The 16,076-nt window shown below is 66.0% G+C and carries 15 protein-coding genes; 4 read left to right on the top strand and 11 right to left on the bottom strand.

Annotated features, from left to right (window positions below):
• Positions 1 to 141: 141 nt before the first annotated feature.
• From cycA to cbiE, 11 genes are all read right to left on the bottom strand, one after another.
• Positions 142 to 1,548: a D-serine/D-alanine/glycine transporter gene (cycA, locus tag AC2T3R_RS23290; RefSeq protein WP_486744326.1), complete on the bottom strand. Its 1,407-nt coding sequence runs from the start codon at positions 1,546 to 1,548 to the stop codon at positions 142 to 144.
• 233 nt (positions 1,549 to 1,781) lie between these two features.
• Entirely contained in the window at positions 1,782 to 3,149 is a 1,368-nt protein-coding gene (locus AC2T3R_RS23285) for a PepSY-associated TM helix domain-containing protein (protein ID WP_486744324.1), read from the bottom strand.
• Between the two features lie 58 nt (positions 3,150 to 3,207).
• Positions 3,208 to 5,259: a TonB-dependent copper receptor gene (locus tag AC2T3R_RS23280; protein WP_486744323.1), complete on the bottom strand. Its 2,052-nt coding sequence runs from the start codon at positions 5,257 to 5,259 to the stop codon at positions 3,208 to 3,210.
• Between the two features lie 68 nt (positions 5,260 to 5,327).
• Entirely contained in the window at positions 5,328 to 5,759 is a 432-nt protein-coding gene (locus AC2T3R_RS23275) for a DUF2946 domain-containing protein (RefSeq protein WP_486744322.1), read from the bottom strand.
• 23 nt (positions 5,760 to 5,782) lie between these two features.
• Entirely contained in the window at positions 5,783 to 6,268 is a 486-nt protein-coding gene (locus AC2T3R_RS23270; RefSeq protein ID WP_486744321.1) for a copper chaperone PCu(A)C, read from the bottom strand.
• Positions 6,269 to 6,315: 47 nt separating this feature from the next.
• On the bottom strand, positions 6,316 to 6,705 hold the full coding sequence (locus tag AC2T3R_RS23265; RefSeq protein WP_024087799.1) for a DUF2946 domain-containing protein: 390 nt from the start codon (positions 6,703 to 6,705) through the stop codon (positions 6,316 to 6,318).
• Between the two features lie 214 nt (positions 6,706 to 6,919).
• A complete protein-coding gene (locus AC2T3R_RS23260) occupies positions 6,920 to 7,774 on the bottom strand; it encodes an SPFH domain-containing protein (protein WP_013974384.1) in 855 nt (284 codons plus the stop codon).
• 26 nt (positions 7,775 to 7,800) lie between these two features.
• The gene (locus AC2T3R_RS23255) at positions 7,801 to 8,238 is read right to left on the bottom strand and encodes an NfeD family protein (protein WP_003257542.1); all 438 of its coding nucleotides are present in this window, start codon (positions 8,236 to 8,238) and stop codon (positions 7,801 to 7,803) included.
• A gap of 132 nt (positions 8,239 to 8,370) precedes the next feature.
• Complete coding sequence (locus AC2T3R_RS23250; RefSeq protein ID WP_486744320.1) at positions 8,371 to 9,093, bottom strand: cobalt-precorrin-6A reductase; 723 nt, start codon at positions 9,091 to 9,093, stop codon at positions 8,371 to 8,373.
• Positions 9,090 to 10,184, bottom strand: a complete 1,095-nt coding sequence (locus AC2T3R_RS23245; RefSeq protein ID WP_410952275.1) for a cobalt-precorrin-5B (C(1))-methyltransferase — start codon at positions 10,182 to 10,184, stop codon at positions 9,090 to 9,092. Before AC2T3R_RS23245 ends, AC2T3R_RS23250 begins: the two co-directional genes overlap by 4 nt.
• Positions 10,177 to 11,388 (bottom strand): precorrin-6y C5,15-methyltransferase (decarboxylating) subunit CbiE, encoded by a 1,212-nt coding sequence (gene cbiE, locus AC2T3R_RS23240; RefSeq protein ID WP_410952276.1) that lies wholly within the window; start codon positions 11,386 to 11,388, stop codon positions 10,177 to 10,179. The genes AC2T3R_RS23245 and cbiE overlap by 8 nt, the downstream gene beginning before the upstream one ends.
• A 243-nt stretch (positions 11,389 to 11,631) precedes the next feature.
• Between cbiE and cobG the strand changes: the two genes are divergently transcribed.
• The 4 genes from cobG to cobJ are packed head-to-tail and all read left to right on the top strand — an operon-like array spanning position 11,632 to position 15,998.
• Complete coding sequence (gene cobG / locus AC2T3R_RS23235) at positions 11,632 to 12,963, top strand: precorrin-3B synthase (RefSeq protein ID WP_486744319.1); 1,332 nt, start codon at positions 11,632 to 11,634, stop codon at positions 12,961 to 12,963.
• A complete protein-coding gene (locus AC2T3R_RS23230) occupies positions 12,956 to 13,582 on the top strand; it encodes a precorrin-8X methylmutase (protein ID WP_003257545.1) in 627 nt (208 codons plus the stop codon). Before cobG ends, AC2T3R_RS23230 begins: the two co-directional genes overlap by 8 nt.
• Positions 13,579 to 14,313, top strand: a complete 735-nt coding sequence (locus AC2T3R_RS23225; protein WP_410952278.1) for a precorrin-2 C(20)-methyltransferase — start codon at positions 13,579 to 13,581, stop codon at positions 14,311 to 14,313. Before AC2T3R_RS23230 ends, AC2T3R_RS23225 begins: the two co-directional genes overlap by 4 nt.
• Positions 14,301 to 15,998: a precorrin-3B C(17)-methyltransferase gene (gene cobJ, locus AC2T3R_RS23220; RefSeq protein WP_410952279.1), complete on the top strand. Its 1,698-nt coding sequence runs from the start codon at positions 14,301 to 14,303 to the stop codon at positions 15,996 to 15,998. Before AC2T3R_RS23225 ends, cobJ begins: the two co-directional genes overlap by 13 nt.
• Positions 15,999 to 16,076 lie beyond the last annotated feature (78 nt).

The raw sequence follows: 16,076 nt of genomic DNA, 5'->3' as shown, positions 1-16,076 counted from the left end.
CGACTAGGCTCCCACTCGTGCTTTAGAGCACATCTGGCTTTCAGTCTGCCATCCACTGCTCTCACCCTTTCGAGTTTAAGAGACCTTGAAGACACAAGCTGGCTTGCCGGCGAAAGGGCTGCAGAGCAGCCCCCAGGGGCATCAGCCGTTACGCACAGCCGTGCGCGGATGACGCTTGCTGCGCACACCCTGATAGGTCACCGCCAGCAGCACGAACCAGATCGGCGTCACCAGCAACGCCGCGCGGGTATCGTCCTCCAGGCTCAGCAACACCAGGATGAAAGCAAAGAACACCAGGCACACGTAGCACATGAAACGCCCGCCGGGCATCTTGTACTTCGACGCCTGGTGCAGTGCCGCGCGGTGTTTGCGGTACTGCAGGTACGACAGCAGGATCAGTGTCCAGACGAACATGAACAGCACCGCCGAAACGGTAGTCACCAGGGTGAATGCCTCGATCACGTTCGGCACCAGGTAGATCAGCACTGCACCCAGCAGCAGGCAGGTGCAGGAGAAATACAGGCCGTTGGCAGGTACCGAGCGGCTCGACAGTTTCTCGAAGGCCTTGGGCGCGTCACCTTCCTGCGACAGGCCGTAGAGCATGCGGCTGGTGGAGAAAACGCCGCTGTTGGCAGAGGAGGCCGCCGAGGTCAGCACCACGAAGTTGATGATGCTCGCCGCCGCCGGCAGGCCGGCCAGCACGAACAACTCCACGAACGGGCTCTTGCCCGGCACCACGTCGCGCCATGGGGTCACGGCCATGATCGCGATCAGCGCCAGCACATAGAACACGATGATGCGTACCGGGATCGAGTTGATCGCCCGCGGCAGGGTGCGCTCCGGGTTCTTCGCTTCGGCGGCGGTTGTACCCACCAACTCGATGCCGACGAAAGCGAACACGGCGATCTGGAAGCCGGCGAAGAAGCCCATCAGGCCATTGGGGAACATGCCGCCGTCATTCCACAGGTTGGCCAGTTGTGCGGTGCGCCCGCTGGGCGAGGTGAAGCCGGTGATGACCATGTACAGGCCGGTGGCGACCAGGCCGATGATGGCGACGATCTTGATCAGGGCGAACCAGAACTCCATTTCACCGAACATCTTCACCGTCACCAGGTTCAGCGACAGCAGCAGCCCTACGCAGGTCAGCGCCGGTATCCACTGCGGCAGTTCAGGGAACCAGAACTGTGTATATGCCGCGATCGCGACCACGTCGGCGATGCCGGTGACCACCCAGCAGAACCAGTAGGTCCAGCCGGTGAAGTAGCCTGCCCAGGGGCCGAGCAGGTCGGCGGAAAAATCGATGAACGACTTGTAGTTGAGGTTCGACAGCAGCAGTTCGCCCATGGCGCGCATGACGAAGAACAGCATGAAGCCGATGATCATGTAGACGAAGATGATCGACGGCCCGGCCAGGCTGATGGTCTTGCCCGAGCCCATGAACAGGCCGGTACCGATCGCTCCACCGATGGCGATCAGCTGGATGTGGCGGTTGGTCAGGTTGCGCTGCAGATGCTGTTCATCTGGCGCTGTGGGTGAGGTTTGCGTCATAGGCTGCATTCCGTTGGACGGTCGGTCGTCTTGTCAGAGGTAGCCGGCTAGGCTAACACGCGCGTTCCAGTTCGGGGCGCGACAGATCGACTCGACTTTTGGGTAGCAGTGTTGTGCCTGTGCCGGCCTCTTCGCGGGCTTGCCCGCTCCCACAGGTGCACCACAGGCCTTGAAATCTGTGGTTATCCTGTGGGAGCGGGCAAGCCCGCGAAGAGGCCGGTACAGGCCAAGACTCAAGCGCTGGCCAGCACCCGGCCGCGCCTCACCACCAAGCTATCCACCAGCCACATCACCACCATCGACACCCCCACCAGCGGGAACATCAACCCCAGCACCAGCATCACCCCCACCGCTACTTTCCAGCGCGGCAGGTCATGGCGCAGCGGCGGCACACCCAGCCCGCCGGCCGGCCTGCGCTTCCACCACATCACCAGCCCGCTCACCGAGCCCAGCAAGATCATCAGGCACACCAGCAGGATGATGATCTGGTTGAACGCCCCGAACATCTTGCCTTCATGCAGCATCACACCCAGCTCGGTGGCACGGGCGACCGGGCTGTAGTCCTGCCAGCGCACATCGGCCAGCACCTTGCCGGTGTACTGGTCGACATGCAGGGTGGCGTCGTTGCGCGGGTCGTCGGCGAATACGGCGATGGTGAACACGCCATCGGCCGTGGTCGGCGCGGTAATGCTGTAACCCGGCTCGACCTGGCGCGCGGTTGCGATGTCTTCGACTTGCTGCAGGCTTATCTGTGGCGCTGCCGGCGCGCTCGACGTCATGTGATGCCCGGCATGTTCGGCGTGTGCACCGGACTGTGGCATCGGCGTGTTTTCCATCGCCCACGGCACGGTCTGGCGGTGCGCGCTGTTGAGTTCACCCGCCTGTTGGTCCGACTTGGGCACGTCGTTCCACATGGCCGCCGGAAAGCGGTTCCACAAGTCGGCGTACTGCTTGCCCCACAGGCCGGTCCAGGTCATGCCGCTGACCAGCATCAGCAGCAACAAGGCCGAGCCCCAGAAGCCGGTTACCGCATGCAGGTCGCGCCAGAACATTCGGCCGCGTGCCGACAGCCGTGGCCACAGCACGCCAGCGCCATTGCGCCCGCGTGGCCACCACAGGTACAGGCCCGACACCACCAGCACGATGCCCCAGCCCGCGGCCAGTTCTACCAGGCGGTCACCGACCGTGCCGACCATCAGTTCGCCATGCAGGGCGCGGGCAATGGCCTGCAGGTTCTGCTTCCCATCCTGTTCGCCGAGGACTTTGCCGCTATAGGGATCGACGAACACGTTCAGTTCGCGCCCGGCGTCATGCACCACGAATTGCGCGCTTCGTTCGGCGTCCAGCGGCGGCAGGTACTGGCCAACGTGGCCCTCGGGGTAGGCCTTGCGCACCTCGGCCAGCATCGTGTCCGCGCCCTGTCGGTGGTGGCCGGCTTCGACCACCATCAGCTCGCGGTACAGCAGCGGGTCGAGCTGCGGCTTGAACAGGTAGATGATCCCGGTGATTGCCAGCAGGATCATGAACGGGGCCACGAACAGCCCCGCATAGAAGTGCCAACGCCAGGCCAGGTTGTAGAAGTTGATGCGTGTTCCTCTCATGGGAACCTCCTGTTTGACCAGCAGATGGGCGCGACCTGCGCCGCGCCCGTTGTTGTTGTCAGAAGCTGAAGTCGACCTTGGTCCAGAAGGTCCTGCCTGGCTCGTTGACCGGCTGTGGATCGGTAGCCGGGTAGCCGAACCCGGCGTTCCCGGCCAGGTTCAAGTGCTCGGCGTAGGTCTTGTCGAACAGGTTGTCGACCCCCGCGCTGAGCTTGAGGTGGTTGCTTACCTTGTAAGCGCCATTGAGCGAGAACACGCCGAAGCCGGCGCTGTTGTCGTAGTCCTTGCCGACCACGTTGCCCTGGTTCTCGGCGATGCGGTTCTGCGCCGCCACCAGCCGCCACAGTGCGCCGACGCTCCAGACATCGCGGCTGTAGGTCAGGCCCAGGCGGCTTTCCAGAGGCGGCATTTGCGGCAGTGCTGTGCCGTCACTGCTGTTCTTGCCCCAGGCGTAGGCCAGCGTGGCGTCGGCCTTCCAGTTTTCCGTCAGCTGGTAGGCCGCGCCCAGTTCGCCGCCCATGATGCGGGCGTCGATGTTGCGAGCCTGGGAGCTCATTCCCTGGTAGTCGAACAGGATGTAGTCGCGGATCTGCCCGATGTAGCCAGATGCCCAGGCTTCCATGCGCTCGTCACGGTACTGGACACCGAAGTCGAGCTGGGTGGTCTTCTCTGGTTTGATACCGTCGAAAGCATTGGCCGCACCGGGTGGTGCCAGCTTGGGCGAGAACAGCTCCCAGTAATCGGGGAAACGCTGGGCATGACCAAGGCCGATGTACGTGGTGGCCGGGATGGCTGCCAGGTCGTGCTCGTAGCGGACGAAACCGCTGGGCAGGGTATCGGCGCGGGTGTCGCCGTTGGTGGCGCTGGTTGCGCGGAAGTCGCGGGCCGAGGCGCGGTCCAGGCGGGCACCGGTAATCATGCGGTCCTCACCGCTGACGTACCAGGTCAGCTCGCCGAAGGCACCGTAGTTGTGGAAGTCGGCGTCCTTGGTCCAGGCCTGGCCCTTGTGAGCGTCCACGCCCATGCCGCCACGCTTGCGATGTTCGTTGGTCTGCGCGTCGATGCCGCTGATCAGTTGCACGTCGGCCCAGCGCCAGGTGGCCTTGATGCGTGCGCCCATGGTGCGGCGGTCGACGTTGCTGACCATCGGCATGCCCATCATGCCGCTGCCCGAAGGCGTGCGCAGGCTGTAGTTGTCCATCACGTGGTCGGCGTAGTTGTAGTAGACCTGCGCCTCGACCTTGTCGAGCACCTCGCCGAGGTTGGATTTTTCGAAACGCAGGCCCAGGCTTTCGCGTTTGAACTGCGAGCCGTCCATGCCACGCCCGGCATAGCGGGCCTCACCATCGCCCTTGCCGGCGGTGAGTTCCAGCAGGGTGTCCTGGTCGGGGGTCCAGCCGAGGGCGACATCGCCATTCCACTTGTCCCAGCGTGACGGCACGGTGTTGTCATCGCCGTCATGGTAGTCGTCCGAGCGCGACTGGTTGCCGACGAAGCGGGCGTAGGCCTGGTCGTTGCCGGCGGCGGTGTCCAGCACCTTGTCGAAGCGGCCGTTGGAGCCGGCCAGCAGGCTGGCGTTGACCCGGCTGCCGAGGGTGCCGAACTTCTCCGGCTCGCGCTCGAAGAGGATGGTGCCCGCCGAGCCGCCCGGGCCCCAGATCACGCTTTGCGGGCCTTTGATCACGGTCAGGCGGTCGTAGGTTTCAGGCGAAATGTACGACGTGGGGGCATCCATGCGGTTGGGGCAGGCGCCCAGCATCAGGCCGCCATTGGTGAGGATGTTCAGGCGCGAGCCGAACATGCCGCGCAGTACCGGGTCGCCATTGGTGCCGCCGGCGCGGATGGCCGAGAAGCCGGGGATGGTTTTCAGGTAGTCGGCGCCGTCGCTGGCCGGGACCGGTTGGCGCGGGTCTTTCGGGTTGGTGACCACGGTCAGCGGCGAACTCGGCGCCACGGCGGTGATTACCGTCGGGCTCAGCTCGGGGGCGTCATGTACATGGCCTTCATGGCCAGGTTCGGCGGCCAGGGCCACGGGCGCGAGCAGCGAGCCGCATACGGCGGCGATGGTCCCTCGCAGGGACAAGGCAAAAACAGGGGTGCAGCCGGACATAATGATTCCAGTCGATCAGTCGTGAGTCAGCGCGAAGCCTCCTGGCTCCGTGCGCGAAAAATGTGGGTTCAGACGTTGATCGATGAAGGGGGGGCGCGGCTGCGCGCGCCGGGGAATACAGCCTGCCGGGCATGGCCCTGGCGCGTGGGTGCGAACAGGTGGGTGGTGGGGACGACGCTGCCGGCACTGAGCGGGCTGAGGGCCTGGGGCAGGGCCGGGCAGTTGAACAACAGGCTGCAGTAACCGCACTTCTCCCACATCACATGCAGCTGGCCATCGCCAGCCTGACCGTGATGGGTGTCGCCGCCATGCTGATGGGCGGTGACCATCGGCATGTCCATCGGCATGCTCATGCCGGCGTGGTGGTCCATCGGCATCGACTGGGAAATCAGCGGGCCGATGAAGATCATCCACATGGCAAACAGGCTCAGCCATCCGCCACCGGCGCGCCTGCGGTCAGGGCGGGTGGTACGGCTGATGCTGTGGCGCGGCAGGCTCATGGCGAGTGCCTTTCAGCGGTTGATCAGTGCGCGTGTTCGTGGGCGTGCGGCTGGTCCGTCGGCGCCTGCTTCTGCACGGCCACATCGACGGTGATATCGCCGGCCTTTTCGAAGTGCAGGGTCAACGGGAAGCGCTTGCCGTCGCTGAGCAGGCTGCGGTCCTTGGGCTGCATCAGCATCACATGGTAGGCGCTGGGGGCGAAGGTCAAGTCCTTGCCGGCGGGCACCACCACGCTGGGTATCTGCTGCATCTTCATGGCACCGCTGGCGCTCGTGGCATGCTCGTGCAGTTGTGCGTCATCGCTGATGGGGCTGTCGACACCGAGCAGGCGGTCGTCGGCCTGGCCATTGTTGTGCACCACGAAATACGCCGCGACGTTGGGGGCGTTGGGGGGCAGCTGCAGTGACCAGGGGTGGGCGATGTGCAGGTCACCCACGCTGTATTCGTGGGCATTGGCAAAGGCGCCGGGCAGCAACAGGGCGGCCATGACGAGGGCGTGCTTGAGCATGGTGAATCTCCGTTTCTGTTCAGGTTCAGGCAGACAGCGTGAAGAACTCAGGCCAGCGGAGAGGCACGGGGGTTGAGCGCCGGCCAGAGTTGGCGCGGCGTGGCGTGGTAGTCGGCGGGTGGCGGCAGCAGGCCGGCCAGCAGTATCGGCGGGTTGTGCAGCTGCGGCGGGTAGCCGGGCAAGGCCAGCAGTGGCGCGGCACCGGAGCAGCACCAGCAATTCATCATGCTGGCGCTGTCGTCGCTTTGCGGGCCGAGGTCGATCTTGGCCAGGGCCTGGACGTCGACCTTGGCCTTGTTGGCCATGCTGGAACAGAAGGCCCCCCACAGCAGCTGTTCGGCCGGGCCCTTGGGCGCGGCGGAAGACAGCGGCATGGCCAGCAGGTTGAACAGCACTGCAAGGCAGGCTATCCAGGCGATGTGCCGACGTGGGGGCATGGAGAGATCCGGTCAGGAATCGTGGTGGGTATTGTAAGGCGGAGTATAGGTAAAAATGGCGGGGTGCGGTGAAGTGACGCAGGCCGGGCCCTTCGAGGGGCAGCTTTGCAGCCCAATCGCCGGCAAGCCAGCTCCCACAGGGACCCGCACAGATTTCAGGGCCTGTGGTAAACCTGTGGGAGCTGGCTTGCCGGCGATGAAGATCAAGGTACCCTCAAGCCTTGTTGCGGCCCATCAACCCACGCACGGTCTCCTGCAGGTCTGCCGGCAGCACCACCACCTTGGCATTGCTGCTGCCCGCCAGATTCTCCATGGCCCCCACATAGCGCTCGCCCAGCAGGTACATCGCCGGCACGGTCTCGTTGCCGACCGCGTCCTTGACCAGCGAAATCGCCCGCGCCGAGGCCTCGGCCAGGCTGATCTGCGCTTCGGCATCCAGCCTGGCAGCCTGCAAGCGTGCTTCTGCTTCCAGAATCGCCGCCTGCTTGGCCCCTTCGGCACGGGTCACGTCGGCCTTGCGCTCACGCTCGGCTGCCGCCTGGCGCTCCATGGCCAGTTGCATGTTCTCCGAGGGTTTGATGTCCTGGATTTCCACCGAGCGTACGGTCACGCCCCAGTCTTCGGTCTGCTCGGACATCGCCTCGCGCAGGCGCGCCTTGATCTGCTCGCGGCTGGACAGCGCTTCGTCCAGGTCCATGGCCCCGACGATGGCGCGCAGCGAGGTCATGGTCAGGCTGGTGACGGCGAACGAGAAGTCCTGCACGCCATAGGAGGCCTTCTGTGGGTCGACCACCTTGGCGAAGCACAGGGCGTTGGCGACGATCACGGCGTTGTCCCGGGTGATGATTTCCTGCTGCTGCACATCGAGGATGATGTCCTTGGTAGGCAGGCGGTAGGCGACCACGTCCATGTACGGGATGACGATGTTCAGGCCGGGCTTGAGCGTGCTCTGGTAGCGGCCCAGGCGCTCGACGACCCATTCTTCGCCCTGGGGCACGATGCGCACCCCCTTGAACACGGTGATCAGGACGAACAGGGCGATGGCGACGACGACGATGAGGCTGGTCATGATGCGAAATTCCTTTTAGTGCGGATTCAGGCCCGAATGACCCGGGCGGTGTTCCCTTCGATGGCGGTCAGGCGTACCCGCTCGCCGGCCGCGATCTCGCTGTCGGCGATGCAGGTCCATTCCTCGTTGCCGAGGATAGGCTTCTGGAAGCGCACACGGCCTTTCTGGAACTCCGAGACACCAGCAGTCAGCAGCCCCACTTCACCGATCACGCTTTCGGCGGTCCAGCGCACGTCTGGTTGCTTGCGCCGGAACAGCTTGAACCACAGTGCCGTGGTGACTGACGACATCAAAACCCACAGCAGCACCTGCATGTCCAGTTGCAGGCTTGGGGCGGCCAGCGAAATGAGCGATACCAGCACGGCGCCGATGCCGAACCAGAGGATGAAGAACGTCGGCAGGACCAGTTCGAGCAGGATCAGCGCGATGCCGAAGACCAGCCAGATCCACCATTGCATTTCCATATGGGTAGCGCCTTCCGGGGGAGAGTGCCGAGTTTAAGGCAGCAGTGCGGCACATGGCCACTTCATGGTTTGCAAGAAAAGTCCGAACATACTGTAGGCCACAGGGGGGCTGCAGTGTGCTTGCGACATTTGTTACTGCAGGTCGAGTGCCGCAGCCAGGTCGGCTGGCGAATCGAATGCCCGGTCCACATCCGGCAAAGCCGGTCGCTTCAGGATCAGCACAGGTATCCCCAGCTCCCGCGCCACCTCCAGCTTCGGTTCGGTCGCTACGCTGCCACTGTTCTTGCTGATCAGCACATCGATCTTGCGGCGCTGGAACAACGCCCGCTCATCCTCGATATGGAACGGCCCGCGCGCGCCAATCACTTCGCAGCGATCGTTGCCAGGGCACGTTTCCAACGCACGCAAGGTCCAGAACTGCTCCAGCGGTATCTCGTCCAGATGTTGCAGCGGCTCACGCCCGAGCGTGAACAATGGCCTGCGAAACGGCTTGAGTGCCTCGATCAATCCCGCCCAATTCTCGACTTCGCGCCAGTCGTCCCCCGCTTGTGTCTGCCAGGCCTGGCGGCGCAAGGCCCAGCACGGAATACCGGCCAAGCGTGAGGCGTTGGCCGCGTTGCGGCTGATCTGCGCGGCATAGGGATGGGTAGCATCGATCAGCAACGTGATGCCTGCATCGTGCAGGTAGTTCGCCAGCCCTTCGGCACCGCCAAAGCCGCCGACCCGAACCTGGCATTGCAGGTCCTGCGGCACCCGGCCGATGCCCGCCAGGCTGTAGACATGCTGCGGGCCCAGGCGGCGAGCGATGGCCAGGGCTTCGGTGACGCCGCCCAGCAGCAGGATGCGCCCGTTCATTGCACACCCGCCCGGCCGACGATGCCACCCTGGCGATCGATGGCGAACACCTCCACCTGCACCTGCGCCGGCACCACGCTGCGGGCGAAGGCCAGGGCGTGGGCGCACACCGCGTCACCCAAGGGAATGCCGGCTGCATGGGCCAGTGCCAGGGCCTGTTGGCTGGTGTTGGCAGTAATGATCGATGCCTGCAGCACTGCGTCGGCGCCGATGTCCGCCGCCCAGCCGGCCAGTTGCGGCAGGTCGATGCTGGAATGACGGCTGTGCAGGTCCATGTGCCCGGCAGCCAGTTTGCTGATCTTGCCGAAACCGCCGCACAGGGTCAGGCGTGGCACCGGTACCTTGCGCAGGTGCTTGAGCACCGCACCCACGAAGTCGCCCATTTCGATCAGGGCTATTTCCGGCAGGCCATAGACGCGGCGCATGGTGTCTTCGCTGGCGTTTCCGGTGCATGCGGCGATATGCGTGTAGCCGTTGGTGTGGGCGACGTCGATGCCCTGGTGGATCGAGGCAATGTAGGCCGCGCAGGAAAACGGCCGCACGATGCCGCTGGTGCCGAGGATCGACAGACCGCCGAGGATGCCCAGCCGCGGGTTCATGGTCTTCAGGGCCAGTTGCTCGCCGCCCTGCACATTGACCGTGACTTCGAAACCGCCGGGGTAGCTGCATTCGTCTGCCAAGCGTTGCAGGTGGTCGCTGATCATGCGCCGTGGCACCGGGTTGATGGCCGGCTCACCCACCGCCAGCACCAGCCCCGGGCGGGTCACGGTGCCGACGCCGGTGCCGGCGACAAAACGGATGCCAGGTTCGGCCAGCAGGCGAACCTGGCTATAGAGCAGGGCGCCGTGGGTCACGTCCGGGTCGTCGCCGGCGTCCTTGAGCGTGCCCGCTTCGGCACCTTGGCTGGTGAGGCGGCAGAACTCCAGGCGCATCTGCACCACCTTGCCCTTGGGCAGGGTGATGCTGACGGCGTCGCTGCTCTCGCCTCCCAGCAGCAAGCGCGCTGCCGCCAGGCTGGTGGCAGTGGCGCAGCTGCCGGTGGTCAGGCCGCTGCGCAGGGGGGCGGGCTGTTCGCGGGTTTCTTCACGCATCGGCGGGTTTCACCACGTCCAGCAAGGTGATCGGCAGCGCCTGGCGCCAAGTGTCGAACGCGCCCAATGGCTGGGCATGGGCGACATGGATGCGGGTCAGCTCGCCACCGTGGCGTTCACGGAAATGCGCCAGGGCCAGTTCGCTTTGCAGGGTCACCGCATTGGCTACCAGCCGGCCGCCTGGGCGCAGGCTTGCCCAGCACAGGTCGAGCACACCTTCGCGGGTGACGCCGCCACCGATGAAGATCGCATCCGGTTGCTCCAGGCCTTCCAGCGCCGCTGGTGCCTTGCCGCGGACCAGTTGCAGGCCGGGTACACCCAACGCATCGCGGTTGTGTTCGATGAAGCCCTGGCGGCCTTCGTCGGCCTCGATGGCCAAGGCGCGGCAGGCCGGGTGGGCGCGCATCCATTCGATGCCGATCGAGCCGCAGCCGGCGCCCACGTCCCACAGCAACTCGCCGGGCTGTGGTGCCAGGCGGGCCAGGGTAATGGCGCGGACGTCGCGCTTGGTCAGCTGGCCGTCATGCCGGAAGGCGCTGTCCGGCAACCCGGCCAGCCGGTGCAGGCGCGGCGCCTCGGGCGTGGCCAGGCACTCGATGGCTACCAGGTTGAGCGCGGCGACATCGCTGTGCGGCCAGTCCTGGGCGGTGCCGGCCAACTCACGTTCGTCCACGCCACCCAAGTGTTCGAAGACTCGCAGGCGGCTTGGCCCGAAGCCCCGCTCGCGCAGCTGCGTGGCAATTGCTGCCGGGCTGTCGCCGTCGTTGCTCAGCACCAGCAGGCGCACACCGCTGTGCAGATGGGCATTTAGCGCTGCCAGGGGCCGAGCGACCAGCGATACCACCTGCACGTCCTGCAGTGGCCAGCCCAGGCGGGCGGCGGCCAGGGCGCAGGAGGAGGGCATCGACAGCACGCGTATTTCAGCGGCGGGCAGTTGGCGCGCCAGGCTGGCGCCTACGCCGTAGAACATGGGGTCGCCGCTGGCCAGCACGCATACTGGCTCACCGCGCAGAGCCAGGACCGGGGCCAGCGAGAACGGGCTTGGCCAGCCCAGCCGTTCGCCGGCCACGCAGCGTGGCAGCAAGGCCAGCTGGCGCGGGCTGCCGAAGATCCGCGCAGCGCCCAGCAGCGCGCGCCTGGCCTGCTTGCCCAGGCCGCTGAAGCCGTCTTCGCCGATACCTACTACTGTCAGCCAGGGTGCCATGTATTTCATTCCGCCATTTTTGGGGCCGCTGCGCGCCACTTCGCGGGCTCGCCCGCTCCCACAGGTACAGCGCAGCCGTTGAGGGCAGCGGTGATCCTGTGGGAGCGGGCATGCCCGCGAAGAAGGCGACGCGGTCCTGAATTTCTACTCGATCGTCGATGATGCTCGACCACCGGCTTTTCATGCCGCCGGACAAAGCAGGCATAATACCGCGCCTTCTACACTCAAGCGCATTTTCACAGATTGCCGGACGCCCCTTTGACCCAGGCCCATGCCTCCCATGTATCGCCCCGTCCCTCGGCCTGCCCGGGGTTGTGGCGCATCGTCAGTGCCCGTGATGGCGGCATCTGCCGCATCAAGCTGCCGGGCGGCCTGCTGCTGGCCGACCAGGCCGACTCAGTGGCGGCGGCTGCCGAGCGTTTCGCCGGTGGCGTGATCGAGGCCACCAACCGCGGCAACCTGCAGATTCGCGGCATCGGCAGCGACCATCGCGGCCTGGTCGAGACACTGCTCGCTGCCGGCCTGGGCCCACGTGATGCCGCCGGTGACGATGTGCGCAACCTGATGCTCAGCCCGCTGGCCGGGCATGACCCGGCGATTCTGCTGGACGCTCGACCGTTGGCCGGGCAGATCCTCGACCTGCTGGAGGGCACCCCGCGTTTTCACCAGTTGTCGGCCAAGTTCGCCGTGCAGCTGGATGCCGGCGAAAACCTGGCCATGCTCGAACACCCCCATGACCTGTGGCTGTCTGCCCTGCGCCTGGGGCAGCAGACCTGGCTGGCGTTTGGCCTGGCAGGTTGCCCGGCAGACGGCCAGGTGCTCGGTGCGGTGCCGGCGGACCAAGGCCTGGTGCTGGTGCGTGCGGTGCTGGAGCGCTTCCTCGACCTGGCCACCCCGGCACAGTCGCGCATGCGCCAGTTGCTCGAGGTATGTTCGGCAACCGATTTCATCGACGGGCTCGGCCTGGCCATCCGCCGCGATGCCGCCGTGCTCGCATGGCGACGTGAACCGCGCAGCGCCTCGTGGCTGGGCGTTCTGCCCCAGGCGCAGGGCGTCGCCTTGGGCGTTGCCCCGCCGCAGGGGCGCCTGACCCCGGCCATGCTGCGTGGCGCTGCGCGCGTTGCCCGTGAACATGGCGATGGCAGCCTGCGCCTGAGCCCATGGCAAAGCCTGGTGCTGACCAACCTGCAAGCGCAACACATCGACCACGCCCAGGCCGGGTTGTCCGCACTGGGCCTGCTATGCCACGACCATGAGCCACTGGCCCGCATAAGCGCCTGTACCGGCGCCAGTGGCTGTGCCAAGGCCCTGGGCGAGACCAAGGCCGACGCCGTCACCCTGGCTGCACTGCTCGGCCCTGGCGTGCCCGGCAGCGTGCACTTGTCCGGTTGCCCCCGATCCTGCGCCGTGGCCCATGTTGCCCCGGCCACCCTGCTGGCCCGCGCGCCGGGCCGTTACGACCTGTACCTGCGTGATGCGCGCCAGCCGGGCTTCGGCGCCCTGCGCGCCACCGACCTTACCTTGAATGAAGCAGGCGCCATGCTCGACCTGCCGACGGAGCACCTTGATGATTGACTACATCCGCGATGGTCAGGAGATCTATCGCAATTCCTTCCGGATCATCCGCGAGGAAGCCCGACTCGAGCGGATCCCCGCAGACCTCGAAAAGCTCGCCGTGCGCGTGATCCACGCCTGTGGCATGGTCGACGCCATCGATGGCCTGCAGTTCTCCGAAGGCGCCGGCCGGGCCGGGCGCGAGGCGTTGCTGAACGGCGCGCCGATTCTGTGCGATGCGCACATGGTCGCCGAAGGCATCACCCGCGCCCGGCTGCCCGCCGACAACAAGGTCATCTGCACCCTGCGCGACCCGAGCGTACCGGGCCTGGCGAAAGACGCCGGCAACACCCGTTCCGCCGTGGCCCTGGAACTGTGGCGGCCGCACCTGGAAGGCAGTGTGGTGGTGATCGGCAATGCGCCTACCGCACTGTTCTATCTGCTGGAAATGCTCGACGCCGGCGCCCCGAAACCAGCACTGATCCTCGGCTTCCCGGTCGGCTTTGTCGGTGCCGCCGAGTCCAAGGCGATGCTCGCCGCCGACAGCCGTGGCGTGCCGTTCGTGATCATGCAGGGCCGCCTGGGCGGCAGCGCGATGGCCGCAGCTGCGGTCAACGCCTTGGCCACGGAGGTGGAATGATGGCGCCGCGTGGACGTCTGCTGGGCCTGGGCGTGGGCCCTGGCGACCCAGAACTGATTACCCTCAAGGCCCTGCGCCTGCTGCGTGAAGCGCCAGTGGTTGGCTACTTCGTGGCCAAGGGCAAGCGCGGCAACGCCTTCGGCATCATCGAGGCGCACCTGCAGCCCGAGCAGACCCTGCTGCCGCTGGTCTACCCGGTAACCACCGAAGCGCTGCCAGCGCCGCTGTCCTATGAACAGGTGATCAGCGACTTCTACGACGAGGCCAGCGTGCTGGTAGCCGAGCACCTGGATGCCGGCCGCGACGTGGCGGTTATCTGTGAAGGCGACCCGTTCTTCTATGGTTCCTACATGTACCTGCACGACCGCCTGGCGCAGCGCTACGAGGCCGAAGTGATCCCCGGCGTCTGCTCGATGCTCGGTGGCGCCTCGGTACTGGGCGCGCCGCTGGTTTACCGCAACCAGAGCCTGTCGGTGCTGTCTGGCGTGTTGCCGGCCGAAGAGCTCAAGCGTCGCCTGGCCGACGCCGACGCGGCGGTGATCATGAAGCTTGGCCGCAACTTCCCCAAGGTGCGCGAAGTGCTGGCCGAACTGGGCCTGGACGGGCGTGCGCTGTATGTGGAGCGGGCGACCATGGCCAACCAGAAGATCGTGCCGCTGGACCAGGTCGACCCACAGTCGTCGCCGTACTTCTCGCTGATCATCGTGCCGGGTGAAAAATGGCAGGGCTGAACATGCACCAGGCACCGGCGATCGTCATCCTTGGCCAGGGCAGCCTGGCCACGGCGCAGCGTATCCAGCAGTGTTATCCACAAGCATCGATCCATGGCCTGGAAGGCCGGGTCGAGGGTGCCGACCTTTGCTACACCGCGTTCGGCGATACCCTGCGTGGGCTGTACCAGCAGAACACTCCGATCATTGCCTTGTGCGCGGCGGGTATCGTCATCCGCAGCCTGGCCAGCCTGCTCAGCGAGAAAGGTGTCGAGCCGCCGGTACTGGCCGTGGCCGAAGACGGCAGCGCGGTAGTGCCGTTGCTCGGTGGCCTTGGCGGTGTGAACGTGATGGCGCGCGAAATCGCTGAAGCTCTGGGCGTTGCTGCGGCCATCACCACCAGCGGCGAGTTGCGTTTCGGCACTTGCCTGCTGAACCCGCCGCAAGGTTATGCGCTGGCGGATATCGAGCAAGGCAAGCGCTTCGTCTCTGACCTGCTGGCTGGCGAGGCGGTGCGCATCGAAGGTGACGCGCCGTGGCTGCAGCAGGCGCAGCTGCCTGCCAGTGAGGCGGCCCGGCGTACCATCCATGTGGGGCACCAGGCGCGCCCGGCCAGCCGCGACGAGCTGCTGATCCACCCGCGTTCGGTGGTGGTGGGTGTTGCTGGCGGTAGCCTGGCCAGTATCCGGTCGGCATTGCAGCAGGCCGGCATCGCCGAGCCGGCAGTGGCCTGCCTGCTGGCCGACGAGCAAGCCATGGCCGATAGCGCCCTGCACGAGGCCGCACAGGCCCTGGGGGTTGCCTTGCGCTTTGCTGCCAGGACGCATGATCTCGCCAGCATGGTTGCCGCGGCATTGCCTGCTGCGCAGCTGATCGAGGTGGCAGACGTGGTCATCGCAGTGGCGCCTGCCCCAGTCGAGGTGGCGCAGATCGGTCGTCGCCGGGGTCGCCTGGCGGTCATCGGCCTGGGGCCGGGTGCAGCCGAGCTGATGGTGCCGGCGGTCAAGGCCGAACTGGCGCGGGCCGAGGATGTGCTCGGTTACGAAACCTACGTGCGCATGGCCGGCCCGTTCCGTGACGACCAGGTACTGCACTGCACCGACAACCGTGAAGAGATGCAGCGTGCCCGGCATGCCTTCGAACTCGCGGCCCAGGGCCGTTCGGTGGTGGTGGTTTCGTCGGGCGACCCGGGGGTGTTCGCCATGGCGGCTGCGGTACTTGAAGCGCTGCACGAGTCCACGGACCCGGCTTGGCACCGGGTGGATCTCGAGATCCTGCCAGGGGTGTCGGCCTCGCTCGCGACGGCCGCCCAGGCGGGCGCGCCGCTGGGGCATGACTTCTGTGTGATGTCGCTGTCCGACAACCTCAAGCCGTGGTCGATCATTGAAAAGCGCCTGGACCTGGCGGCCCAGGCCGACCTGGTGCTGGCATTCTACAACCCGATTTCCAAGGCCAGGCCGCACCAGCTTGGGGTAGCGCTGGAGGTCGTGCGTCGGCACCGCGAGGGTAACACGCCTGTAGTCCTTGGCCGTGACATCGGTAGGCCGGGGCAGACGCTGAAGGTCGTCACATTGGCCGAACTGCTGCCGGAAATGGTCGACATGCGCACCATGGTGCTTGTCGGCTCATCTACAACCTGCGTGTTTCCTCGCCTCTCGGGTGGGGTGTGGGCCTACACCCCGCGTTGGTACCCGTCGGCTGACTAGTTGCACCGGAAACCCTTCAGCGCGCTGCATCCTGGGCGCGCTGGCTAAGGTGGTCGCCCCTGACTCGGGGGGCAACCA

It is taken from the genome of Pseudomonas sp. PVC-5-1 (assembly GCF_057444345.1).
The sequence above is the reverse complement of the archived record's forward strand: the minus strand, read 5'-3'. Positions and strand labels throughout refer to the sequence as shown.

Bases quoted from the DNA above. Each gene is read 5' to 3' on its own strand.
- cycA (WP_486744326.1), bottom strand. From the start codon at position 1,548: ATGACGCAAACCTCACCCACAGCGCCAGATGAACAGCATCTGCAGCGC.
- AC2T3R_RS23285 (WP_486744324.1), bottom strand. From the start codon at position 3,149: ATGAGAGGAACACGCATCAACTTCTACAACCTGGCCTGGCGTTGGCAC.
- AC2T3R_RS23280 (WP_486744323.1), bottom strand. From the start codon at position 5,259: ATGTCCGGCTGCACCCCTGTTTTTGCCTTGTCCCTGCGAGGGACCATC.
- AC2T3R_RS23275 (WP_486744322.1), bottom strand. From the start codon at position 5,759: ATGAGCCTGCCGCGCCACAGCATCAGCCGTACCACCCGCCCTGACCGC.
- AC2T3R_RS23270 (WP_486744321.1), bottom strand. From the start codon at position 6,268: ATGCTCAAGCACGCCCTCGTCATGGCCGCCCTGTTGCTGCCCGGCGCC.
- AC2T3R_RS23265 (WP_024087799.1), bottom strand. From the start codon at position 6,705: ATGCCCCCACGTCGGCACATCGCCTGGATAGCCTGCCTTGCAGTGCTG.
- AC2T3R_RS23260 (WP_013974384.1), bottom strand. From the start codon at position 7,774: ATGACCAGCCTCATCGTCGTCGTCGCCATCGCCCTGTTCGTCCTGATC.
- AC2T3R_RS23255 (WP_003257542.1), bottom strand. From the start codon at position 8,238: ATGGAAATGCAATGGTGGATCTGGCTGGTCTTCGGCATCGCGCTGATC.
- AC2T3R_RS23250 (WP_486744320.1), bottom strand. From the start codon at position 9,093: ATGAACGGGCGCATCCTGCTGCTGGGCGGCGTCACCGAAGCCCTGGCC.
- AC2T3R_RS23245 (WP_410952275.1), bottom strand. From the start codon at position 10,184: ATGCGTGAAGAAACCCGCGAACAGCCCGCCCCCCTGCGCAGCGGCCTG.
- cbiE (WP_410952276.1), bottom strand. From the start codon at position 11,388: ATGGCACCCTGGCTGACAGTAGTAGGTATCGGCGAAGACGGCTTCAGC.
- AC2T3R_RS23230 (WP_003257545.1), top strand. From the start codon at position 12,956: ATGATTGACTACATCCGCGATGGTCAGGAGATCTATCGCAATTCCTTC.
- AC2T3R_RS23225 (WP_410952278.1), top strand. From the start codon at position 13,579: ATGATGGCGCCGCGTGGACGTCTGCTGGGCCTGGGCGTGGGCCCTGGC.
- cobJ (WP_410952279.1), top strand. From the start codon at position 14,301: ATGGCAGGGCTGAACATGCACCAGGCACCGGCGATCGTCATCCTTGGC.